Source organism: Aerococcus viridans (assembly GCF_002083135.2).
GTDB classification, from domain to species: domain Bacteria; phylum Bacillota; class Bacilli; order Lactobacillales; family Aerococcaceae; genus Aerococcus; species Aerococcus viridans_C.
This window is the reverse complement of record NZ_NBTM02000001.1, coordinates 1,891,023-1,915,134: the sequence shown is the minus strand read 5'-3', so window position 1 is coordinate 1,915,134 and position 24,112 is coordinate 1,891,023. Positions and strand designations below refer to the sequence as shown.

General features: G+C 40.0%; 23 protein-coding genes, 1 other RNA gene and 1 pseudogene. 20 read left to right on the top strand and 5 right to left on the bottom strand.

Going from position 1 to position 24,112, the window contains the following annotated elements; genetic code table 11:
• Nucleotides 1-301: 301 nt before the first annotated feature.
• Complete coding sequence (locus A6J77_RS08900) at nt 302-1,642, bottom strand: ISL3 family transposase (protein WP_083067782.1); 1,341 nt, start codon at nt 1,640-1,642, stop codon at nt 302-304.
• A 419-nt stretch (nt 1,643-2,061) separates the two neighbouring features.
• On the opposite strand from A6J77_RS08900, the gene A6J77_RS08895 reads away from it, so the two are divergent.
• The 15 genes and pseudogenes from A6J77_RS08895 (at nt 2,062) to A6J77_RS08820 (ending at nt 15,071) form a co-directional block, all read left to right on the top strand.
• Nucleotides 2,062-3,009 carry a nucleoside hydrolase gene (locus A6J77_RS08895; RefSeq protein WP_083070103.1) on the top strand — a complete coding sequence of 316 codons (948 nt, stop codon included), beginning with the start codon at nt 2,062-2,064 and terminating at the stop codon, nt 3,007-3,009.
• A 10-nt stretch (nt 3,010-3,019) separates the two neighbouring features.
• A pseudogene (locus tag A6J77_RS08890) lies at nt 3,020-3,684 on the top strand (DNA alkylation repair protein).
• 96 nt (nt 3,685-3,780) lie between these two features.
• On the top strand, nt 3,781-4,125 hold the full coding sequence (locus tag A6J77_RS08880) for a DUF2187 domain-containing protein (protein WP_083070098.1): 345 nt from the start codon (nt 3,781-3,783) through the stop codon (nt 4,123-4,125).
• Between the two features lie 865 nt (nt 4,126-4,990).
• Entirely contained in the window at nt 4,991-5,215 is a 225-nt protein-coding gene (locus A6J77_RS08875; protein ID WP_003142776.1) for an acyl carrier protein, read from the top strand.
• A 45-nt stretch (nt 5,216-5,260) separates the two neighbouring features.
• Nucleotides 5,261-6,217 carry an enoyl-[acyl-carrier-protein] reductase FabK gene (gene fabK / locus A6J77_RS08870; RefSeq protein ID WP_102950034.1) on the top strand — a complete coding sequence of 319 codons (957 nt, stop codon included), beginning with the start codon at nt 5,261-5,263 and terminating at the stop codon, nt 6,215-6,217.
• A gap of 79 nt (nt 6,218-6,296) precedes the next feature.
• Complete coding sequence (gene fabD / locus A6J77_RS08865) at nt 6,297-7,229, top strand: ACP S-malonyltransferase (protein WP_083070096.1); 933 nt, start codon at nt 6,297-6,299, stop codon at nt 7,227-7,229.
• A gap of 3 nt (nt 7,230-7,232) precedes the next feature.
• On the top strand, nt 7,233-7,979 hold the full coding sequence (fabG, locus tag A6J77_RS08860; RefSeq protein ID WP_026465984.1) for a 3-oxoacyl-[acyl-carrier-protein] reductase: 747 nt from the start codon (nt 7,233-7,235) through the stop codon (nt 7,977-7,979).
• 12 nt (nt 7,980-7,991) lie between these two features.
• Complete coding sequence (gene fabF / locus A6J77_RS08855) at nt 7,992-9,233, top strand: beta-ketoacyl-ACP synthase II (RefSeq protein ID WP_083070095.1); 1,242 nt, start codon at nt 7,992-7,994, stop codon at nt 9,231-9,233.
• A gap of 3 nt (nt 9,234-9,236) precedes the next feature.
• Nucleotides 9,237-9,746 (top strand): acetyl-CoA carboxylase biotin carboxyl carrier protein, encoded by a 510-nt coding sequence (gene accB, locus A6J77_RS08850; protein ID WP_083070093.1) that lies wholly within the window; start codon nt 9,237-9,239, stop codon nt 9,744-9,746.
• Between the two features lie 23 nt (nt 9,747-9,769).
• Complete coding sequence (fabZ, locus tag A6J77_RS08845; RefSeq protein WP_003142766.1) at nt 9,770-10,243, top strand: 3-hydroxyacyl-ACP dehydratase FabZ; 474 nt, start codon at nt 9,770-9,772, stop codon at nt 10,241-10,243.
• Nucleotides 10,244-10,295: 52 nt separating this feature from the next.
• Entirely contained in the window at nt 10,296-11,666 is a 1,371-nt protein-coding gene (gene accC / locus A6J77_RS08840; protein ID WP_083070091.1) for an acetyl-CoA carboxylase biotin carboxylase subunit, read from the top strand.
• A gap of 27 nt (nt 11,667-11,693) precedes the next feature.
• Nucleotides 11,694-12,593 (top strand): acetyl-CoA carboxylase, carboxyltransferase subunit beta, encoded by a 900-nt coding sequence (accD, locus tag A6J77_RS08835; RefSeq protein WP_083070090.1) that lies wholly within the window; start codon nt 11,694-11,696, stop codon nt 12,591-12,593.
• A gap of 1 nt (nt 12,594) precedes the next feature.
• Nucleotides 12,595-13,425 (top strand): carboxyltransferase subunit alpha, encoded by an 831-nt coding sequence (gene accA, locus A6J77_RS08830; protein ID WP_415749489.1) that lies wholly within the window; start codon nt 12,595-12,597, stop codon nt 13,423-13,425.
• Between the two features lie 183 nt (nt 13,426-13,608).
• Entirely contained in the window at nt 13,609-14,619 is a 1,011-nt protein-coding gene (locus A6J77_RS08825; protein WP_083070087.1) for a hypothetical protein, read from the top strand.
• Nucleotides 14,620-14,651: 32 nt separating this feature from the next.
• Nucleotides 14,652-15,071 (top strand): ribonuclease HI family protein, encoded by a 420-nt coding sequence (locus A6J77_RS08820; protein WP_083070085.1) that lies wholly within the window; start codon nt 14,652-14,654, stop codon nt 15,069-15,071.
• Between the two features lie 127 nt (nt 15,072-15,198).
• Here A6J77_RS08820 and A6J77_RS08815 read toward each other — a convergent pair whose 3' ends face one another.
• From A6J77_RS08815 to gpsB, 3 genes are all read right to left on the bottom strand, one after another.
• Entirely contained in the window at nt 15,199-16,353 is a 1,155-nt protein-coding gene (locus A6J77_RS08815; protein ID WP_083070083.1) for a THUMP domain-containing class I SAM-dependent RNA methyltransferase, read from the bottom strand.
• Between the two features lie 115 nt (nt 16,354-16,468).
• Nucleotides 16,469-16,830: RNase P RNA component class B (gene rnpB, locus A6J77_RS08810), an RNA gene on the bottom strand.
• Nucleotides 16,831-16,867: 37 nt separating this feature from the next.
• Complete coding sequence (gpsB, locus tag A6J77_RS08805; RefSeq protein WP_083070081.1) at nt 16,868-17,269, bottom strand: cell division regulator GpsB; 402 nt, start codon at nt 17,267-17,269, stop codon at nt 16,868-16,870.
• 231 nt (nt 17,270-17,500) lie between these two features.
• Between gpsB and A6J77_RS08800 the strand changes: the two genes are divergently transcribed.
• The 5 genes from A6J77_RS08800 (at nt 17,501) to dtd (ending at nt 22,561) form a co-directional block, all read left to right on the top strand.
• Complete coding sequence (locus A6J77_RS08800) at nt 17,501-17,992, top strand: hypothetical protein (protein WP_083070080.1); 492 nt, start codon at nt 17,501-17,503, stop codon at nt 17,990-17,992.
• Nucleotides 17,979-18,938, top strand: coding sequence for a 50S ribosomal protein L11 methyltransferase (gene prmA, locus A6J77_RS08795; RefSeq protein WP_083070078.1), 960 nt, complete (start codon nt 17,979-17,981; stop codon nt 18,936-18,938). Before A6J77_RS08800 ends, prmA begins: the two co-directional genes overlap by 14 nt.
• Before the next feature lies 1 nt (nt 18,939).
• Complete coding sequence (locus A6J77_RS08790; protein WP_083070077.1) at nt 18,940-19,704, top strand: 16S rRNA (uracil(1498)-N(3))-methyltransferase; 765 nt, start codon at nt 18,940-18,942, stop codon at nt 19,702-19,704.
• Nucleotides 19,705-19,813: 109 nt separating this feature from the next.
• Nucleotides 19,814-22,069: a RelA/SpoT family protein gene (locus A6J77_RS08785; protein WP_083070076.1), complete on the top strand. Its 2,256-nt coding sequence runs from the start codon at nt 19,814-19,816 to the stop codon at nt 22,067-22,069.
• Nucleotides 22,070-22,111: 42 nt separating this feature from the next.
• A complete protein-coding gene (gene dtd, locus A6J77_RS08780; RefSeq protein ID WP_083070075.1) occupies nt 22,112-22,561 on the top strand; it encodes a D-aminoacyl-tRNA deacylase in 450 nt (149 codons plus the stop codon).
• A 112-nt stretch (nt 22,562-22,673) separates the two neighbouring features.
• On the opposite strand, the gene A6J77_RS08775 is transcribed toward dtd, so the two are convergent.
• Entirely contained in the window at nt 22,674-24,029 is a 1,356-nt protein-coding gene (locus A6J77_RS08775) for an N-acetylmuramoyl-L-alanine amidase (protein WP_083070074.1), read from the bottom strand.
• Nucleotides 24,030-24,112 lie beyond the last annotated feature (83 nt).

Genomic DNA, 24,112 nt, shown 5'->3' with positions numbered 1-24,112 from the left:
ACACGAATACGTTTTTTAGTTTTTAATAATAATTAAGAAATCAATAAAGTTAAATGCCATGCACGCTGTGATGTGTTTGGCTTTTTTCTTGCCTTTAGGCAAGGGAAGTGACCAATGGGATAACATTTCTAACAAATGGTGTTTTGTCCTTCAGTGTACGTTCCTTAAAAGCCGTGGCACCAGCGAGAGCCAAGGTCTCTCTGCTTTGAAATCGAGCCTTAGTCTCGATTTCATGCTTGTTCACGGCTAAGGACGTACACTTTCAGTCCTCTTTATTCAAAAATATACCACTATCCCTGGGTTAGCTTGCCATCCCATCAAATGTATAAGGTTTAGGATTGGATGGTTTGTAATTTAATTTGAATTGGACTAAAATTCTTGCACGTAAATGATGGAAGTTCGAATATCCAAAACCTGTTCGTTTAATTAATTTAATTTTATTATTAATACCTTCGGTAGGACCATTTGATACAGTATATTTTAAAGCGTTATGTATATAAGGCAAGAATTTGGCTAATGTTCTGATAGTTCTTCTCGTACGACTTGGCAAAGTTTGGTTCTTAGTCCCACGTAGGATTTCATTGAAAATATTGATATCATGAGTTGAAATGGCATATTTTAGTTCATTCATCAGGGTATAAGTAACTAAAAGTTCGTGTGAGATACTCAAAAGATAATCAACAATACGTTGTTCTGATATCGCTTCACCAAATTGACGAACATAATGTGTATCCGTGAAATTTAAATCTTCAGCGTTCTTTAACAACAATTTCCATTGTTTTTTGAGTTTATTGTAGTCCGATGGACGGCTTGTTTTGATAGCATTCATCACTTTAATACGAATAGAATTGATTGTTTCATTCAACAGCTTTACTATATGGAATCGATCAACGACAATCTTCGCATTAGGGAAACATGTGCGGATGACCTCTAGATAAGGTGTATATAAATCAATCGAAACTGTCTTCACGCTGCTTCGAGCAGTCCAGGTAAAAGAAGAAAAGTAATCGATGAGCGACGCTTGTTTTCTATCAACGACAATATCAATTAGCCTTCTATTATGCGTGTCCACAAGGACAGCACTCATCGCATTGGCTACACGATTAGTCGATTTAAACTCATCTACACCGAGGTGATTCGGGAGATAATTTCCCTTAGGTGATAGTCCCATACTTGCTTTCATTAAAGTTCTGGCCACTGTTGGAGAAGAGACATGATAACGTTTAGCGATTAACCGCATAGATTGCGTTTCAACCAATTCGGAGCTAATTTGACTTTTAATGGTTTTAGAAATACAGCAAAATTTTTCAACTAATGGTGTTTCAGCGATAAAAGTTTGTGCACAATGTTTACAATAAAAGCGTTGCTTCTGTAATTTAAGTAAAACAGGATTAGTAGCTGTGTTCGGTAATCGAATGATAGCTGGTTTAAAGCCATGTTTGATGATATCTCGATTACCAGTATTCTTTACACCACAGTGCATACAAGCCTTAGGCTTGTACGTAAGAACCCCATGTAAAACGAAATGATTTATTTCATGATACTTTTCAAGTGGCAACAGATGCATAGATTTTGGTATTGTAATATCAATATTATTGTCGTAAATACCGCAAAGTTGTTTTATAATAGATGTATGGGACATGATTTTCCCTTCTTTCTGTATTCGTAGTGGTTTACACGCATTAAGGATATCATGTCCTTTTTGCGTACACAAAAATAGTGTCAATGAGATTCAATATGAATTCTCACCAACACTATTTATTATAGAACCAGTAAAACTTACAATCATAAAACATAGGCGTATGCGTGAAAATTTAGTATAAACCATTACTATATAACTATAAACGTTGATGTGAAGGGGTTCAGATGAGCCCCCTCAACTCCATCAATATATCAAGGAAGTCCTCAAATTCTCATTTGAGGGCTTTTTTCTTTATATAGTAAATTGATGCATCATATATAATGCTAAATTGAGCTAATTTTTCAATTAGAGTTATCTTCATCTCATCATATAGGCTATAATTTGAGATAGAGAAGTGAAATATATTAGGAGGTTTACGGATGAGAAGAGTAATTATTGATTCAGATACTGCTGGGGACGATACAACAGCGATTTTGATGGCTTTAAAGTATTTTAAGGTTGAAGGTGTGACAATTGTTGCTGGAAATGTAGCTTTTGACCAAGAGGTTGAGAATGCCTTGACCACTATTGAAACCTATAATCCTGGTTACAAGGTCCCTGTTTATAAGGGTTACCAAAGTCCAATGATTGCCCTACCTAACGCGAAACACGATACGGTTGAAGAAATTCAAGGTGGTAATGGTATGGGGGATGCTGTTTTTCCAAAACCTAAACAAGAACCGGAAAATGACCATGCCGTAGACTTTATTATTGATACTATTAAAGCAAATCCAGGGGAAATTGAAATACTAGCTTTAGCGCCATTAACCAATATCGCGATGGCTATTAAGAAGGCACCAGAGATTGCAGCGGATATCAAGCATATTTGGATTATGGGTGGGGTAAACAACCGCTTAGGAAATATGAATGTCTCGGCTGAATATAACTTCTATGTGGACCCTGAGGCGGCTAGAATCGTTTTAAATGCGTCGACAGCAAAAACCATGGTGACTTGGGATGTTTCATTAGACTTTGGTGTTATGTACGAGGAAGATATCGAAGAAATTCAAGCTTTGAACACTAAGGGATCGAAATTCTTTTTGGATATCAATATGTTTGTCCGTGAGTTTGAACTGGCAAAACGAGGAATCGACGGGATTACTTGTACAGACTCATTATTGGTTGCAGTTGCTGCGGTACCAGAATTGATGCTTCAAGCGACTGAATATTACGTGGATGTTGAAACACAAGGTCAATTTGCCCGTGGCTACAACATTGTCGACTGGGAAGAGGAATTCAAACGTGCGCCGAATTGCCGAGTTGCAGAGAGGATTTCTAGCCAAGGATTTAAAGACCAATTGGTGAGCTTGTTAGCGGAAATTCAATAGGGAGAATTCGATGGTGAATTGGCAGTACTTAATTGAAGAAATGTATGATCATGCAAGCGATGATGCTGAACCGATGGCCAAGTACCAACGTAACCAGTTTCCATTTCTTGGTATCAAAAGCCAAACGCGCCGGGATATTTTTAAACCCTACCTAAAGGAAGCGAAAGCAGAAGCAAAGTTGCGCTTCATGGAAAATCCTAATCAAGCAATCATTGACTGGGCTTTTGTTGACGAATTTTGGTCATTTTCCGAAAGAGAATTTCAATATATTGTTTGTGATTATTTGAAAGAAATGAAGAAATATTTGCAGCCGGATGATTTACCCAGATTAAAAACATTGATTGTCCAAAAATCGTGGTGGGATTCGGTGGATGCCTTGGTTAAAACAATCGGTTATTTAGTCCATAAGAATCCTGATTTGAAGTCGGAAATGGCGGCGTGGAGCTTATCTGACAATGTCTGGTTGAAGCGGACTTCAATGATCCATCAACTGGGGATGAAGGGGCAAACAGATACTATTTCATCAATAAGGGGATGGGTTGGATTTTGCGTGATTATGCGAAAACCAACCAAACTTGGGTGGAAAATTTCTTAAAAAACCATGAGAGTGACTTGTCTAACTTAACCTGGCCCGAGGCCAAAAAGCACTTTTACCTAGAAAAAAACCAGATATAATGCGATTTTCAAGGGTCAAGTCTTTAAATTATTATTAAAATACAAAATATGGTACAATGGTAATTAGAAGGCGCATGGTTAACTAGGAGGCTATATATGAGTATTAAAGTCACAGATGAAATGCAAGAACTAGTCGGAACTGAATTACGTCGTGGTACAAGTAAGTCGAGAATTGCATCATTACTAGATTTACCCTACGATGAGGCAGTAGAAGTTATTAATACTGTAAAAGAGTCTGTACGACCAGATATAGGAGACGAAATACGCTTCACCTTCCGTGAACGCAACATGGTAGGAAGAATTGAAAAATTATTAACAAACTCAGCAGTTGTTAAAATTTATTGGGATTATTCTGATGAAGAGGTGCGAGAAATTTGCGAATCAAAAACAATTGTCAATTTTAAAGATATCGATGAGTATGTTAAAGTGCCTTCTAGCTAACATGCACGTATGAATAGTCATAAATAAAAGTCGAGATGAAAATCTCGCTTTTTTTTTTCAATGACCATCTCATTCTCCTTGTTTTCATGGGTATCTCAAACTTTTTAGCGTATATGGATATGATAGGGTATATCACTGCTTTTATATCGTATATCTGTATTGGTTATCTATTACCACCCAGATTTTTTAGCAAAAAATCCGCAAATCAAATTTGTTGTGATGATCATTCTAGTACAGCATGTCCTCCATTTTGCCTTTGAGGCAATAGGTAATTTGTTTGTTACCTAAACAATGCTAGATGATGGCCTTGAAAACAACCAGTAATATACTAGAGAATATTGAAACACAGCAGAAGTTTTAAAAGCTCTAAGACAAACATTTTCTTGTCTTAGGGCTTTTTTGCGTATTTAGTACTTTACTAAAGAAGTTACTTAGACTTTTGCGTGACAAACTCTTCTTTCTTCCTGTCTTTTAAAGATGGCAATATTTTTAGAGCTGATGATAGGAAAGACATTCCGGTTTGTTTGTCAGGGGCAAGTACCCATCCGACTTCCATCAAATCACTAAACAAATAGTCCGAATACAATTTTTGTTTCACAAAAAAACAAGTTTTTACGCACCTGCTATAAACTTAAAGGCATTAACGCTCATTTTATAGCGCTTACAAATAATTTGTTTTTTAAAAATGATAAAACTAGTTTTGATAACTAGTTGACAAAGTTATATGCATAATCTAATATCTTGTTATTGACTTTATTACATGTCAAACAAAATTAAACTTTATCGTATTTATAAATCGATATCCTTTTTATAGGGATAGGCGACCTAATATATGATTACGCAAATTATGGAGGAATATAAAATAATGACAACTTTTGAAAAAATCCAAGAATTAATCACTGAACAATTAGACTTAGAAGCTGGTGAAGTGAAAGCAACTACAAATATTCGTGAAGATATTGACGCTGACTCTTTAGACTTATTTCAAATCATTAATGACATCGAAGACGAATTCGATATCGAAATTGAAGATGAAGAAAAAATTAACACTGTTCAAGATTTAGTTGACTACGTAGAAGCAAACAAATAATTTCTGCCTACAAACTAGTCGATTAAGAGAGGAAGTAGTCCTTTAGTGAAAACAGATTTTTGGGAACGCATAGGTGTTGAATACCCAATTATCCAAGGTGCTATGGCTTGGGTTGCCGATGCGGATTTAGCATCAGCAGTTTCCAATGCTGGGGGACTTGGTGTAATTGGTACTGGACATGATCCTGTAGACTTAGTACAAGCCAAGGTTGAAAAGATGCAACAATTAACAGATAAACCATTCGCTGTAAATGTCATGTTGTTGAATGAACATGTCGAGGAAGTGGTGGATTACATTTGTCAATCTGGTGTGAAGACAATTACAACTGGTGCTGGATCCCCAGGTAAATATATGGATAGATTCAACGCAGCTGGTATTTCAGTCATTCCAGTGGTCGCTTCTGTCGGACTTGCAAAACGGATGGAACGTGAAGGCGTGCATGCCGTAATTGTTGAGGGGATGGAATCAGGTGGTCACGTGGGTCGACAAACTACCATGGCTTTATTACCACAAGTTACAAAATGTTTGGATATCCCAGTCATTGCGGCTGGTGGTATTGGTGACGGTCGTGGAATGGCAGCTGCATTTATGTTAGGTGCAGTAGGTATTCAAGTAGGGACACGTTTTGTTGTTGCAGACGAATCAAATGCCCATGATAATTTTAAAGAAAGAATTATTAAGGCGAAGGATATTGATACTGTATTAACTGGCGAATCTACTGGCCATCCAGTCCGTGTATTACGGAACAAATTGACCAAAGAATACCTTAAAGTAGAAAAAGAAGAAGCAAGTAAGGCTAATCCTGATTGGGACAGACTTGAAGCGCTTGGATCAGGTGCTTTACGTCGTGCTGTTGTTGAAGGGAATTTAGACACGGGTTCATTTATGGCCGGCCAAATTGCCGGATTAGTGGATAAACGTGAAACAGTTTCAGAAATTATTCAATCATATATGACGGAATGTAAACAAACAATTGCTGCTCGAGCAAGTGAATGGCTTTAAAGCTGAGAATTAAATTGACATATGTGAGCAGTGGGATGGTTTGTGCATTTCACTGCTTTTCTATTAAGAGGAGACGAACATGGCAATAGCTTTTTTATACGCTGGTCAAGGCGCACAGTATACAGGGATGGGGCAAGACTTACTCAACCATCATCCTGAGATTGCAACTTACTTTGACAAAGCCTCAGAAGTTCTAGGCTATTCAATGAAAGACCTATGCTTTCAAGAAGATACACAATTAAATCAAACAGAATACACACAACCCGCTATTTTAACCGTATCAACAGCCTTTACAGCTCTATTAAGGGAGGCAGGCATTACAGCCGACTACCTAGCTGGATTAAGCCTAGGCGAGTACACAGCCCTTGTTGAAGCGGGCGTATTGTCCTTTGAAGATGCGGTTGATTTAGTGAGCCATCGTGGTCGTTTTATGCAAGCTGCTGCGCCTATAGGTGCCGGCAAAATGGTAGCCGTGATGAAAGCTGAACGCGCTTTAATAGAAGATATCTGCGAGCAAGTGTGCGAAGCTTCTGGTCAATACGTTGCACCAGCAAACTATAATACACCAAAGCAAATCGTAATCGGTGGTGACGCTTCGGCAGTAGATACTGCAGTCGCTAAGTTGACTCAAGCAGGCGTGAAGAAAATGGTGGAATTAAACGTTTCTGGTCCTTTCCACACGGCCTTATTATCACAAGCAAGTGACCAATTAGTTGATTATTTAGACAAATTTGATTTTAAGCCACAAAGAGTACCGGTTATTTCAAATACAACAGCTACAGCGCACCAGGATGGACAAGTAAAAGACTTGTTAATCCAACAAGTGATGAAGCCAGTTAAATGGTCAGATTCAATTGAATACTTAATTGAACAAGGGGTAGATACGGTCATTGAAATTGGCCCTGGTAAAACCTTGTCTTCATTTATGAAACAAATCAATAAAGAGATTAAGATTTACCGAGTTGAAGACGAAGAAACCCTGCAGGCAACTATCGCAGGATTGAAAGGATAAGCTATGACTGAGAATACACAAGAATTAAAGAAAACAGCCCTTGTCACAGGCGGTAGCCGTGGTATTGGTGCAAGCATCGCTCACAAGTTTGCAGACCAAGGATACAATATTGTCATTGTTTCCCGCTCTGGTTCTACTGAAAACCATATCCAGGCTTTAGAAAGCAAAAATGTTGTGGTGAAGGATTTCAAGGGTGACGTAACGGATACCGATTTTGCCAAAGAAATCATGACTTTCATCAAAGCAAATTTCCAAACCATCGATGTATTAGTGAATAATGCTGGTATTACCCGCGACACGCTACTAATGCGTATGAAAGAAGCAGATTTCGATGCAGTGATCGATATTAACTTAAAAGGGACATTCAATTTCATTCAAGCAGCTAGCAAACTAATGATGAAGCAACGTCAAGGTGCCATTATTAATATTGCATCAGTGATTGGTCAAATGGGTAACGTTGGTCAAGCTAACTATGCAGCTTCAAAAGCTGGGATTCTTGGTTTAACGAAGGCTGCAGCACGTGAATTAGGTATGCGTGGTGTCACAGTTAATGCCATTGCACCAGGCTACATTGAAACAGAAATGACAGATGAAATTCCAGAAAAAGCCAAAACGGCTATGCTGGAAAATATTCCTTTACAGAAACTTGGACAACCATCGGATATCGCTGAAGCCGTGTACTTCTTAGCTAACCAAAGCTATATCACAGGTACAACGCTTGATGTCAACGGTGGCTTGTATATGAATTAGGAGGCAATAAATATGACAAACAGAGTAGTCGTAACAGGTATGGGTGCTATTACACCTATCGGAAATGACGCAAAAACATTTTGGACCAATTTAAAAGCCGGCGAGCACGGTTTCGGGCCGATCACAAAATTTGATGCCAAAGATCTAAATGCGAAATTAGTGGCTGAAGTAAAAGACTTCAATCCAAAAGATTTCATGGACCGTAAAGAAGCAAAACGTATGGACTTATACAGTCAATACGCAGTAGCTGCAGCCATCGAAGCTGTTGCGGACGCGAATCTAGACGTTGAAAATGCTAACGTTGACCGTATCGGAGTTTACTTAGGTACTGGTATCGGTGGTATTCAAGAAATCGAAAAAGGTGTGTTAAAAATGCAAGATAAAGGAATCAAACGAGTGAATCCTTTATTCGTGCCTGTTTCTATTTCAAATATGGGTGCTGCCAATATCTCTATGCACTTTGGCTTAAAAGGGCCAGCTTTAACTATGGTTACAGCTTGTGCTTCTGCTAACAATGCTATTGGTGAAGCTTTCCGTTATATTAAACACGGTTATGCAGATGTCATGATTGCTGGTGGTGCTGAGGGTGCGATTAACGAAATCGGTTTAGGTGGTTTCGACAACCTAACAGCGACAAGTGATTCAACTGATCCAAACCGCGCTTCAATCCCATTCGATAAGGACCGTAATGGTTTTGTGATGGGTGAAGGTGCTGGTATCTTGGTATTAGAATCCTTAGAATCAGCGCAAGCTCGTGGCGCAAACATCTATGCTGAAATCGGTGGTTACGGTTCTACTTCAGACGCTTACCACTTAACTGCGCCATCTGAAGATGGTTCTGGTGCAGCGAAAGCGATGTTAAACGCTTTAGAAGAAGGTAACATCGCTAAAGAAGAAGTTTCTTACATAAATGCTCACGGTACAAGTACCCCAGCAAATGATTCTTCTGAAACAGTTGCGATTAAACGTGCATTTGGTGAAGAATTGGCTTATAAAATTCCAGTTTCTTCTACAAAATCATCAGTTGGTCACTTACTAGGTGCTGCTGGTGCTGTTGAAGCCATTGCAAGTATCATGGCTATCAAAGATTCATTTATTCCAGCTACATTAGGCTACAAGAATCCAGATCCATTATGTGATTTAGATATCGTACCGAATGTTGGACGCGAGCAAGAAGTGAACGTTGTTGTCAGCAACACTTTAGGTTTTGGTGGACACAACACAGTTATTGCCTTTAAAAAGGTTGGTGAATAAGGCTTGAAACACGAAGAAATTAAAGATTTAATCAGCCAGATTGATTCGTCTACAATTCAAGAGTTTTCATTCCAAACACAAGCGGATTCTTTATACATTTCAAAAATTAAAGAACGTCAAACACAAACTGAAAACACTGTAAACACAAGCACTAATCAACATGCTATCACAAACGCAGAAGCTACATCAACTACAGCAGCCAAAGAGACGACTAGTCAAGAAACCACAGCGCCTGCCACAGAAAAAGCAACACCTAGTGCACCTACTATGTCAGCTGGCAAAACGATTGACAGTCCTTTAGTTGGTGTTGTTTATCTAGCTAAGAACCCTGATCACCCAGCCTTCAAGAAAGTAGGCGACAGCGTTGAAGCTGGTGAAACTGTTTGTATCGTTGAAGCGATGAAAGTGATGAACGAAATTCCAGCTGATATTTCTGGAACAGTCGTGAACGTCTTAGTTGAAGACGGCCAAGTTGTTGAATTCGGCCAACCATTATTTGAAATTAGCGAATAATTATTCTAAAGGAGTATTAAAAAATGACTGAATATGCAGAACGTAAAGAACCTGTTCTAACAGCTATGCAGGTACAAGAAATCATCCCTAACCGTTTCCCAATCTCATTTGTGGACCGAGTGGATGAAATTATCCCAGGTGAAAAAGTTGTTGCCCGTAAAAACGTGACGATCAACGAAGAATTCTTTGTTGGTCACTTCCCAGGAAACCCTGTAATGCCTGGTGTTTTACAAGTAGAAACAATGGCACAAGTGGGCTCAATTCCATTATTATCTCAACCAGACTTTAAAAATAAAATCGCTTATTTAGCTGGTTTAAACAACGTGAAATTCCGTAAAAACGTTGTACCTGGTGACGTACTTGAAATCACAGTTGAAATTGTGAAATTGAAGAAACGTATGGGTATCGGTAAAGGAACTATCCGTAATGAATACGGCGAGGTTTGTTCAGAAGCAGAAATGACCTTTATCATTTCTAACGTAGATAAAGTCGACTAGTTTGCTGGTCCAACCTGAAATAGGGCAAACGGCATAGAATAAGAGGTATTTGATGATTAATAAAGTATTAATAGCGAATAGGGGCGAAATTGCCGTCCGCATTATTCGTACATGTATTGAATTGGGAATCGAAACAGTGGCTGTGTATTCAACCGCTGATAAGGATGCCCTACATGTGAAATTGGCTGACGAAGCAGTCTGCATCGGAGGGCCAAAATCAGTCGATTCTTATTTGAATATGCAAGCCATTCTTTCGGCAGCTGTGGTCACGAACGTGCAAGCTATCCACCCAGGTTTTGGTTTCCTAGCAGAAAACAGCAAATTTGCTAAATTATGCGCAGAAATGAATATTGAGTTTATCGGGCCAAGCCCAGAAGTGATTGACTTGATGGGTGACAAGCAAAATGCTAGAGATACCATGAATGCAGCCAAAGTGCAAACTGTACCTGGTTCTGACGGTATCTTGGAAAGTCCTGAAGATGGAATTGAGATTGCCAAAGAAGTTGGCTACCCAGTCTTACTGAAAGCTACTTCTGGAGGTGGGGGTAAAGGAATGCGGATGGTACATGAAGAAAGCCATTTTGTAGATGCTTACTATGAGGCATCACGTGAAGCAAAAAATGCTTTTGGTGATGACCGTTTATACATGGAGAAAGTTATTTTCCCAGCCCACCATATCGAGGTTCAAATCTTAGGGGATAAATTCGGCAACGTCATCCATTTAGGTGAACGTGAGTGTTCAATGCAACGGAACCATCAAAAGGTGATTGAAGAGACGCCAAGTCCCTTTATTACTGAAAAGACGCGGGCCCAAGTGACTCAAGCAGCGGTTCGAGCGGCTGAGCAATTAAATTATGAATCTGCTGGTACCATTGAGTTTTTAGTGGATGCAGACCAAAATTACTATTTCATGGAAATGAATACGCGTATTCAAGTTGAACATCCAATTACGGAGATGGTTACGGGTGTTGATATTGTAGCTCAACAGCTACGGATTGCTTCTGGCTTACCTTTAGCCTACGAACAAAAAGATATTACCTTTACTGGTCATGCCTTAGAGTGCCGGATCAATGCAGAAATGCCAGAAAAAAACTTTATGCCATCTTCAGGTACGTTTGACTTTGCGCATTTTCCAGCGGGCGGTTTAGGCATTCGTGTGGATTCTGGCATTTATGCTGGGTACAAGTTGCCACCTTACTATGATTCTATGGTAGCGAAACTGATTACGCATGGTGACAATCGTCCACAAGCCATCAACCGTATGCTACGTGCGGTTTCAGAAATGACTATTAAGGGTGTGGCGACAAATCAACAATTCCAATACGACCTACTATTTGATGAGGCCTTTGGAAAAGGGAACTATACCAATGATTACCTGGAAGCTAAATTCTTACCTGAATGGGCGAGGAGTCATCAAGCATAAATTAGTACGAAAGAAAGTAGATGAATTATGGCATTAAAACGCAGAAAAGCATATATTCCTATGCCAGAGGAAGATCAAGCAAAATCGAGCTTTCCTACAGATCCAAATAACCAAGCCTTCGTGCCAGATGGCATGTGGCAAAAGTGTCCGCAATGTCACCAAACGATTCTAACCGACGACTTGGGTGCTGAAAAAATCTGTCCACATTGCCAATACCACTTTAGAATTTCATCTAGTGAGCGATTAGCAAACGTGGTGGACAAAGGGACTTTTGTTGAAATGTTCCAACTAAAGGATAACCGCAATGAAGATCCTCTTTCTTTTCCAAAGTATCTGGAAAAGAAAGAAAAAGCGCGCGCTACAACTGGTTTAGACGAAGCTGTCGTAACTGGGGTGGGTGAAATCTTCGGCTACCGAACTGCTATTGGTGTGATGGACTCATTTTTCATGATGGGGTCTATGGGGACTGGTTTAGGTGAAAAAATTAAAAACTTGTTCAACTATGCAACTGAACACCAGTTACCAGTCGTCCTATTTACCGCTTCTGGTGGTGCCCGGATGCAAGAAGGCACACTGTCTTTAATGCAAATGGCTAAGATTTCCATTGCTGTTCAAAATCATTCTAAAGCTGGTTTATTATATATTCCCGTCTTAACTGACCCAACGACTGGTGGTGTAACGGCATCATTTGCTATGGAAGGGGATATTACCATTGCTGAACCAGGGGCCTTAATCGGTTTCGCTGGTAAACGGGTAATTGAACAGACGATTAGACAACAATTGCCTGAAGGTTTCCAAACGGCAGAACACCAACTGCAACACGGTTTTATCGATATGATTGTTGAACGTTGGCGCCAAAAAATCGTAATTGCTGAGCTATTACAAATGCACGGTGTCGCTAAAGGAGGTGCTCGATTTGAGCGTTAGTATGAAACAATTATTAAAAACCGTTGAGCAACCTGATGCGAAAATTACGCAAAAAATCCCTGCAGAAGTGGTAACAGCTTCACGTGATATCAACCGATTAACCACGTCTGAATTGGCTAAGAAAATCTGTGACGTCTTTTATGAGATGCATGGTGACCGTCGTTATGGTGATGACGGCGCGATTGTTGGTGGTGTCGGACAAATTAATGGCCGCGCAGTTACAATTGTTGGAACTGAAAAAGGCCACTCGGTCCAAGAAAATATCAAGCGTAACTTTGGGTCGCCTCATGCTGAGGGTTACCGTAAAGCCATTCGTTTGTTTGAACAAGCTGAAAAATTCAACCGTCCAGTGATTACCATTGTTAATACCTCCGGCGCCTTCTGTGACGTTGAAGCAGAAGACCGGGGGATTGGACAAGCGATTGCTGAATCTATGCAAACAATGGCTGGTCTAACTGTACCAACTATCACGATTTTAATGGGTGAAGGTGGGTCTGGTGGCGCGTTAGCTCTAGCTGTTTCAAATAAGGTGTGGATGATGGAGAATGCCATGTATTCAGTCTTATCGCCAGAAGGATTTGCAACAATTTTATGGAAAGACCCGAGTCGTGTACCAGAAGCTGCTGAATATATGAAATTCACGGCGCCTGACTTGCTAGATTTTAAGGTTATTGATCAAATTATCCCAGAGCATTACGGGAAAAAGGTCTTAGACCACGATGTTCAGGCCCAATTGATTAAAGAAATGGTCTTGAAAGAAATTGACCAGCAATTGGCCATGTCAAAAGCAGATTTAATTGCTGCCAAAGAAGCACGCTTTAATCAATTCTAGTCAACTGACATTTTGAATAAATAACCACTTTTAAAGGAAGGTGTGACCTAAGGTCGCATCTTCTTTTTTTGAATTATTGGATAAAAATATTCATGGATATGATATTGTGATAATATAAGCATAGAAGGAAGGGCGTTTACAGCCTGCATTTCTACCAGAAAATAAGATTTAAGAGGATGTATAATGAGAAACCAAGACAATGATTTTGAACGATCATTTAAATTAGATATTGAAGAAGCGATTCAGCGTATTAAAGCGGGCGAAATGAGTGAATCGCTGAAATTATTGCTGATTGCCCGTAAGAAAAGAAAGAGTGTCGTTGATTTTAGAAATTATATCATCGGCGTTTTATATGAAGAAGAATTAGAAAATGATTTAGTGGATATTTTCTCATTATTGATTGAATTTTATGGGGAAGGTGTAATGGCTAATCCTGATTTAATCGATGTCGAGGCAGAAATTGACTGGAAGTCTTTCTACCAATTTGTGCAAAAAGCCATTCAGGGACAAGTCAAATTGAACCTCCCTCAACACGGTCAAATGACACCCATTATGCAAATTATCATTGTGCCAGAAATGATGGAAAAGTTGGCCCAATTTGAGGCGACTTCAGATGATGATGCTAGTAATGTGGAGGTTTTACAAGGTCTACAAAAGTTATTCGACCAGTTAGTGGCCAGGGATAAACCCTTGACTATCCTTGAGAAGGCGCAGGTCAACCATCTGCTGGAATTGAGCGACAAGGTATCCATCGATAAATTGTTAAGTCTCTTAAATCGGGACCGGGATTTTGTCTTCCAATCGGATATTTTGCTTTATATTTTCCACCATCCACACGAGAACCAGGAAATTACCTTAACCAATATTTACGATGAGGCGACGACCATTTTACTCAGTGACTTATTTGAGATTGAAACCAATAGTCACTTCTTAGACTTGGTTTCCTATGTGGAGGAAGTGTATATCCACGAACCCTATCGCGTAGCCTATTTGATGGAGAATATTTATGATATATACACCGTCATGTACCCATTTGTCGATGATTTAAACCAAATTGACCAAGAAGATATGGTAGAAGCCATTGGCCAATTAATGGAAAGTGGCGACCCACTGGCGATTGACAATCAAGTCGTACAAGATATTTACCAATATTGGTTTTATGAGTATATGCAGAACTTTGCGAGTTTTGAATAAGAAGATGTAATGGATGATTAAAGGGTGATTGGATGTTAAAAATAGCCATAGACGGATCAGTGGACGGGCAATTTGGGCCGGCAGGCGTTGGTATGGTCATTGTGCATGACGGGCAGCAGCGACAAGAGAAATACCCTTTAAGTGGAGAAATGGACAACCATGAGGCCGAATTCCATGCCTTGCTATTATTGTTAGAAAAATTGCAGGCTGAGGGACTGAAAAATGAGTGGATCTTGTGTCAAACTGACTCCAAGATCGTCTTTGATGCCGTTAATAAGAGATTCCATAAACGAGACCCCTATAAAAGTTTGTTAAAGGTCATTTTAAATAAACTAGACCATTTTCCCATGTTTAATTTAAAATGGGTGCCGGACCAGGCCAATAGGGGGGCGGATAATTTAGCCCGCCAAGCCATGCACCAGGCCAAGAGAATAAGCAACCAGCAGGACTAATTAAGGGATAAATGCAGACCGTCAATCGCATAAACTGATTTTAAATTCGAATAACAGACACAAAAAAAACCAGGTAGCAGGCGAATAAATCCGTTTACCTGGTTTATTTATTATGATCGTAAATAACTTATTCCGCGTCTACATTTTTAGGACGTGGTTTGCGCGCGCCCCAGTATTGGAATAGGTCAGTACGGATAGCCCCATTGTATAATTTACGTTTCTTAGTAGCTTTCTCACCGTAGTATTCTTCAAAGGCTAAGTCAGAGGTCAGGATGTATTTACTCCAAGTTTTCATTGGACGGTAAAGATCACCCATTTGTCTGTATAACTTATGCACGTAATCTTCGTCATTCAAACGCTCACCATATGGCGGGTTGGCTACGATAACGCCGTATTCTTTATTCGTTGTAAAGTCAGATAATTGCATTTGTTTGAATTCAATTTGATCGCCGACACCAGCTGCTTCTGCATTGGCTTTTGCGATTTCAATCATCCGGTGGTCAATATCTGATCCCATGATATCTAATTGAATGTCATGACGGATAGCCGCTTTAGCCTCTTCACGGGCTTTTGAATATTCACGGTTATTGAAGATATCCCATTCCTCAGAAATGAAGGCACGGTTAATCCCTGGGGCAATATTTTTCCCGATTAATGCCGCTTCAATGGGTAGGGTACCTGAACCACATGTTGGATCGTAAAATGGCTTGTCAGGGAACCAGTTAGTTAATTTAACTAGGGCTGCAGCCATGTTTTCTTTAAGTGGTGCGCCACCTTTTTCAGTACGGTAACCGCGTTTAAATAGGGAAGAGCCAGAGGTATCAATAGTAATCAAGGCTTCGTCCTTGTGGATGCTCACTTCAATAGGGTATTTAGCGCCTGTTTCAGGTAACATACCACGGCGGTGGTAGTGGTCGCTCAGACGGTTAACAATCGCTTTTTTCACGATTTTTTGCACGTTAGGAACAGAATGCAATTTTGAATTGACTGATTTACCTGATACTGGGAACTCTGCGTCCATTGGTAGAATATCTTCCCAAGGGATAGCCTTAGTCGATTCAAATAATTGGTCGAAGGTGATAGCTTTGAAATCGCCCATGACGATTTTGATACGGTCTGCAGTCCGTAAGTTAATATTTGTTCGGGCTACGTCATCAAGACTTCCTTCAAAGCGGGCACGGCCATTTTCTACTTGAACCTCGTAACCCATGTCACGTAATTCTTTGCCGACTAGGGCTTCAATCCCTGCGGCAGCTGTTGCGATAAGTGGATATGTTGTCATATTGTACTCCTTTTGGGTGGTAAAGCTTCGTCTTATATTTAAGACTATTTTACCATGATTTCATCTTAATAAAAAAAGGTTGGAAAAGAATCCAACCTTTTGCCTGTTTGTAAATTTCGATAAGCCATGTTCTGTTCCCCGGTAATACAGGTTTAATACCGGTTCGGTAATCATCTGTCTACTAAATAATTAGTCTCTTATTCCGTTTGCTTCCAGTCAAAGAGCGCCCCTACCAATGTTTGGGTTGCTCGCTCGAGGGGTTTACCGCGTTCCATTTAACTACTTTCATAGTTGACTCGTCTCTGTGGCACTTTCAAACTTACTAGCACATAGTCCAAAGACCTTAGTGGGTTCTGTTGCCGTCAAATTAATGCTTTAGCTTATTTTTTCGCTAAACACGAACACTACAAGCGTTGCAGCTTGTGCGAGCATGGACTTTCCTCAGGTATAAGTATATACCCGCGATTACCTGAAATTTACAACTCCTAATGATAACACGAAAGTGACCAAATGACTAGTTATTTTCAAAAATAATAGTATGATCTTTCGTATCGCCTTTGTTCTCTTCGCTAGCATCTATTGTATTTTCGGCTTTGGCGTTTTGGCCACCGAATACAGCTTTTTCTAACTTGGACAAGCGACGTAGAATGTCGTAGTTGGTTGTCCCTTTTGATTGAGGTACTGTTGTAGATTTTGAGCGTTGGTTAGTGGCTTGACGTCCACTTTCACTTGTACCAGTTGAGTGTTTTGCACGTTCTAACTCATTCTTAAGTGAGGCAATTTCTTTTTCATATGACTCATAGTCACGAATAATTAAATCTAAGAATTCGTCTACTTCCTCTGTGTTGAATCCACGAAGAGCAGGTTTAAATTCCTTCTGTAAAATATCTTTTGTCGTCAAATTACGATCGGCCATTTAAATAACACCTCATCATTTATATTTCTAACTTCTATTATAGCACAGCTTTCATTATTTGTAATAAATGTAATATAATAATAGTTTAAGTTTCTATCAAATTCAACAGCAAGTAATAGCAAGTAATAGCAAGTAATAGCCTAATTGAATCCGTCAGAACATTGGTGCGGTAGTTATTTTTGTGTGGGTATATTATAATAATTAAAAAAGACGAAAGTGGGGAATCAACAGATGCAAACCGTATACACTTTTCTTGAAGAAATGTTAGAGAATAGCCATATTGATATTCCTTGGCGTTTATCCTATGTATCAGTAGCCAAACAGGTGGTATTGCAAACATATCTGCCAGTGGTTGCCAGTGATGAAATCACTTTTTTAGACAAAGATAACCAGCCTTTAGAAGGCATCGATTACTTAGAATTGAAGTTTATTTTTACAGCTGATCAACGTGCTAATGAAACAGAGAATGGGATTTTTATCATTCAACCAAAAGACACTGAACAGTTTCAAAAGGGGCACTTAGATATTCTATCCCAAGAAATTAGCCATCTTTTATATGAAGCCCGTTTGCAAATTAAAGAATTAATTAAAGGGGAAAGGATGGCGGTTGATTTGAAATGGCCAGCAGAAGAAGTGGACCAAATGATCACAACAAGAAGAGCTATTAAGCGCTATGATGACAGCTTATTATGTTTAGGAGATGATACGAATGACTTGGTATGAGGTAACAATTGAAACAGATAATAAAAGTGAAAATCTATTAACTGAAATTTTGTGGGGCTTAGACTCTGCTGGGGTGTCCATCAAAGACGAGCAAGACTATATTGACTGGTCAGATGACGGCTTTGGTTCAGTGAAGAATGACCAGCCGGCACCAGGAACCTATGAAATTAACCCGGTAGTTTTAGGTTACTTTTCAGACGATAAAAATATCGAAGACATCATCTCTGAAATCAAAACCTACCAAGCAAACTACAATAAAGAATTAGCAGCAGACCAACAAATTGTTATCCATGACATCCGCTACAGTCCCTTAGAAGATAAGGACTGGGAAACAGCTTGGCAGGCCTACTATGAACCAATCCATGTATCGCGCTTTATGGATATTGTGCCAATTTGGGAGAAAGACGACCAAGTAGCTGATTCGAAGAAAACCACTTTATTCCTAGATCCAGGTATGGCCTTTGGGACCGGTTCACATGAAACCACTAAGCTGGCATTACGTTTACTGGAAATCGCTATGGCTGGCGGGGAAGATGTCATTGATGTGGGGACTGGGTCTGGTGTCTTAGCCATCGCTGCGAAGAAATTAGGCGCTAATGACGTCGCTGCTTATGATTATGACGGGTCCATTTTAGATATTACCCGCAATAATTTTGCTTTAAATGATGTAGAAGACGCTATTTCCGTTGCCCAAAACAACATCCTAAATGGCATCGATACTCAAGTAGATATTATCACAGCCAATATCCTATTTGAAATCCTAGAACCCCTGATCCCGCAAGCATACACCAACCTAAAAGCAGATGGGCAATTGGTGCTATCAGGTATTTTCCATGACAAGAAAGACGACATGTTGGCCTTACTTGCCGCCAATGATTTTACCGTTGAAATCGTTATGAACATGGGTGAATGGTACGGTATTTTAGCCCGTAAAGGACAAGATTAAGATGCAAAGATATTTTATCGAAGAGGAAACCGCCCAATTAAATGACCAAATAGAGATGGATAAAGAGGCTTACCATCATATGCTCAACGTTATGCGGATGCAGATTGGGGACCGGGTAATTCTAGTCACCCAAACTGAACAAGTATTCATCGGTGAACTTGTTTCTGATGAAGGGAAAAAGGCAGTTCTTCGCCTAGTTGAATTGCGGGAAGAAAATAAAGAAATCCCCGTTGATACCACACTCTTTGTCGGCCTACCTAAGGGAGACAAGCTTGACTTAATCGTACAAAAGGCCACCGAATTAGGGGCCCGTCATATTGTGCCAGTTGCCATGCGGTATTCCGTCACTAAATGGGACCAAAAGAAAGCGGGCAAAAAAATTGACCGTTTGAAAAAGATTGCCAAGGAAGCTGCTGAGCAATCTCATAGAACTTTTGTCCCAACCATCGAAGACTTGCATAGTGTTAGCATGGTAAAAAATAGACTAGGTGAATTTGACCAAGTTTGCGTGGCTTATGAAGAGGTGGCCAAGTCGGGTGAAGCGGCCCTTTTGGCAAAGACTTATGCCTCACTAAAAGCCAAAGAAAGTATTGCCTTCATTACCGGACCTGAAGGGGGCATTCATTCAGATGAAATTGCCGACTTCACTGACGGATTCGATCATGTGCACTTGTGCGGGTTAGGGCCACGGATTTTACGGACAGAAACAGCACCCTTATATTTATTATCAAGTCTGTCATTTGCAACAGAATTATTAGGTGACTAAGAAGGGCTTGATAGGGTTTCTAGTCCATTTATATGGTAAGATAGGAGAAATATACAATCTAAATATGATGCCAACCATATAAGTTATACCAAGGAAAGTAGGTGGTAACATGCCGAATAAAAAGAACTATACAAAAGCAGAAGTTTTAGCCTTATGTGCTAGCTACATGTCTGAAGCGAAGGTGGACTATGTCCAGAAGGCAGCAGACTTTGCTGAACGTGCACATATTGAGCAAATCAGAAAATCAGGCGAACCGTACTTTGTACATCCAGTTCAAGTAGCAGGTATTTTAGCCGAATTGAAAATGGACCCGGATACAGTCATTACTGGGTTCTTGCATGATGTTGTGGAAGATACCGGTATCTCATTAGACGATATCGCCTACTTCTTCTCACCAACAATTGCCACCCTAGTAGATGGCGTCACCAAATTAGGGAAATTTAAATATAAGTCACATGAAGAGCAATTAGCTGAGAACCACCGTAAAATGTTGTTAGCCATGGCCAACGATTTACGAGTCATTATGGTGAAATTAGCCGACCGTTTGCATAATATGCGGACCCTAAAATGGCATAAGCCAGAGAAGCAAGTGATTATCTCTACAGAAACGTTAGAAATTTACGCTCCCCTAGCTGACCGCTTAGGTATGAACCAGATTAAATGGGAATTGGAAGATACAGCGCTTCGCTATATGGATCCAGAATCGTATTACTCAATCGTTCAACTAGTAGATTCAAAACGCGACGAGCGAGCAGAATTTATTCAAACGACTATTGACGAATTGGAATCACAAATAGAGGGGGCTATTACTGGTAAGTTTGAAATTTACGGTCGACCTAAACATATTTATTCTATTTACCGGAAGATGAAAGACCAAGGCAAAGAATTCGACCAGATTTTCGATCTGCAAGCTATCCGGGTGTTAGTGGAATCTGTTCGTGACTGTTATGCAGTACTTGGGATTGTCCATACTAATTGGAAGCCATTGCCAGGCCGATTTAAAGACTACATTGCCATGCCAAAAGCCAACATGTACCAGTCCATCCATACGACGGTTGTCGGTAACCAGCCAAGCCCAGTAGAAGTGCAAATTAGAACCTACGAAATGCACGAGGTTGCTGAGTACGGGGTTGCTGCGCATTGGGCTTACAAAATGGGTAACCATGAAAAGGTGGAGGCTTCACCTTTAGACGCCCAGCTAGATTGGTTTAACCAAATTGCGGAGTTGCAGGACGAATCTAAAGATGCCACCGATTTCATGGAAAGCGTGAAAGAGGACATTTTCCAAGATAATGTCTATGTATTCACTCCAACTGGCGACGTGACTGAGTTACCAGCGGGTTCCTACCCATTAGACTTTGCTTACTCTATCCATTCAGAAGTCGGGAATAAGACGATTGGAGCTAAGGTTAATGGCAAGATTGAACCTTTGAATTACAAATTGAAAAATGGTGACATCGTGGAAATTCTAACGTCACCGAATTCGGCAGGACCATCGCGTGACTGGGTAAACTTGGTGAAAACTTCGCGGGCCCGCAACCGTATCAAGCGATTCTTTAAATTGCAGGACCGTGACCAAGCGGTAGAACAAGGTCGACATGCGCTTGAAGAAACCCTTGATAATCTAGGTTTCAAATTAAAAGATGTCTACAAAAAAGAAGATATCAGTAAAACATTAGACCGGTTCAACTTCTCGACTGAAGAAGACTTGTTTGCGGCGATTGGCTTTGGCGAATTATCATCAACTGCAGTCGCTAACCGTTTAACTGAGCGGGAACGCCGGTTACGTGCAGCTGAGAAGAACAGAGAATCCGTTGAAGAGACCCTGAAAGAATCAGGCGAACAGAAGAAACTCAGCAAGACTCAAAAGCAATCTAGTCATGTGCGCCGTAAAGCGTCTAAATCTAGTTCTGGTGTCATTGTTGAAGGTTTAGATTCACTCCTAGTCCGTCTAGCCCATTGTTGTAATCCTGTACCAGGAGACGATATTGTGGGTTATATTACTAAGGGGAGAGGGGTTTCCGTCCACCGTAGAGACTGTAAGAATGTGCAAGTCCCTGAGGATCAACAAGACCGCTTGATTCCAGTCGAATGGGAAGATGCCAACAAGAATGTGGACAACCAATATGAAGTGGAAATTGTGGTTGAAGGTGAGGACCGATCTGGTTTCTTAAATGAAGTGCTACAGATCATTACACCGATTGCTGGATCAGTCACTAATATTAACGGTAACGTGAACCATGACGATAACTCTGTTAAAGTGAGGCTACGTTTTGTCATTCAAAACGTCAATCAACTAGATAAGGTTATCGACCGGGTGAAGAATATTCCGGATGTTTATACTGTTACCCGTGCTAAAGAATAAAGTAAAAATTGATAGTAATGAGTAATTTAATGGAGGGTTTGGATGCGAATTATCGTGCAAAGAGTTAGCCAAGCTAACGTTGCCATTGATGAAAAAGTTGTTGGTGAAATTAATAAAGGGTTCGTGCTTCTAGTAGGTGTTCATGATGAAGACACGGTGGAGACGGTGGCATATATGGCTAGAAAGATTGCTAATATGCGGATTTTCGCTGACGAGGATGATAAATTGAACCTAAACATCGACCAGGTGTCAGGTGAGATATTATCTATTTCGCAATTTACTCTTTATGCCAGAACTAAAAAAGGCAACCGTCCATCATTTATCGATGCCGCCAAACCAGACCATGGCGATAGAATGTACCAATTATTAAATGAAACATTGCGCAATGAATATGGGTTAAAGGTTGCTGAAGGTGAGTTTGGTGCTGATATGCAGGTATCATTAATCAATGACGGTCCAGTGACCATCATATTAGACTCGGATGAAGCTTAGTATGATGCTTAGAATAAAGCTTTATTAGATTAAACAGAAAAAAATACCGACTGCTAGAGAATTTCCGGCAATCGGTATTTTTCTTATTTTGGCATCAATGATTAAAAATCAATTATTGATAGTATATCACTAAAGCGTTGTATATGGCGTCGGCAACTTGGTTCCAGTATTCTTCTTGACTGAATATGGCCACGTCACTTGGTGTTGACATGTATCCAAGTTCTAGTAGGACACCTTCGCCGGCTAATTCCCGGATGACTTGGAAGTCACCGAATTTAACGCCGTTAGATTCTAATGGCAATTGTTCCATTAATTGGGCTTGAATCTCTTGGGCTACTGGGATGGAATCGTCGCCGTAGTAGTAAGCTGTTGTGCCGGATGCACCTGTTGATTCAATTGCATCATAGTGGAAGGAAATCAATAGGTCAGCATCTGCCTGATTGGCTGTATATGGAATATCAGCTAAAGCAACATCTGAATCATCATCTCGAGTTAAAATCACATTTACGCCTGCTGCTTCAAGTTTTTCCTTAACGGTTAGAGCAGTTTGTAAGGTGACTTCTTTTTCATATAGACCGTCTGTTACAGCACCTGGATCGATACCACCGTGACCTGGGTCTAATACTATGGTACGGCCAGCTAATGTACTGGTTGCTTCCGCCGCTTTTGCCTTATCCGCCATAGCAGTTGAATCACTTTCTGATAACCAGTTAACGATATAACCCTCAGTACCATCGACTGAACGAACATGGTAGTATTCATTTTCTTGACCAAGGTAGGCAAATTGTTCGTTTAGGGCACCTTTGGCTAAGATTTCAGAGTCTTTATTGGCTTCGCTACGTATATTTACCCCATCTGCAGTTGCCTTGACAGTAAAGTCATAATCAGATAGGAATACATCGTAAGTGGATTGTTCTTCTTCTGTGATTTCAGTATGCTCATCGTAGGCAATTGTTCCTGGTGTCACATCGATTCCTGTTTGTTTCACCCAACCAATTTCACCAGAAAGTTGAATTTGAGCCCAACCATCCGCTTGGTGTAAGATTTGGTATTTTGAATTCTTTTCTGCAGATGTTAAGACTGTTGCGTCCTCTGTGTTTTCTTCGTAGATTTGAATATCATCTACTAAGGTTGTGGCAATGAAATCAGAGGAATCGATATCTTGGTTATCAGCTAACCAAGTTGGTATCCAACCTACTTCATTGTTATCAAGTAGGACATAGTACCAATTATTTTCTTGTCTAAGTATTCGATAAGGATTACTGCCGTCAAGTTGGTCTTTAATATCATAAGTTATCCCAGGTCCTTCACGAAGGTTGACAACATTGGTAGATAGTTCTTTATAGGATGCTTTGTTGTATTGATATAATTGTAATGAGGAGAAACCAACGATTCCTGTTACAAAAATAAGGTAGAGTAGGTAGACTACTTTATTTTGTTGGAAGTGGTTCTCAGAATGATCTGTCAATTCGCGTACACCTCAGTAGTTCACCAGAAATTCCGGTAGAAAAATTTTATATTTTTGCTAAAATTTGGCATTATTATAACTCA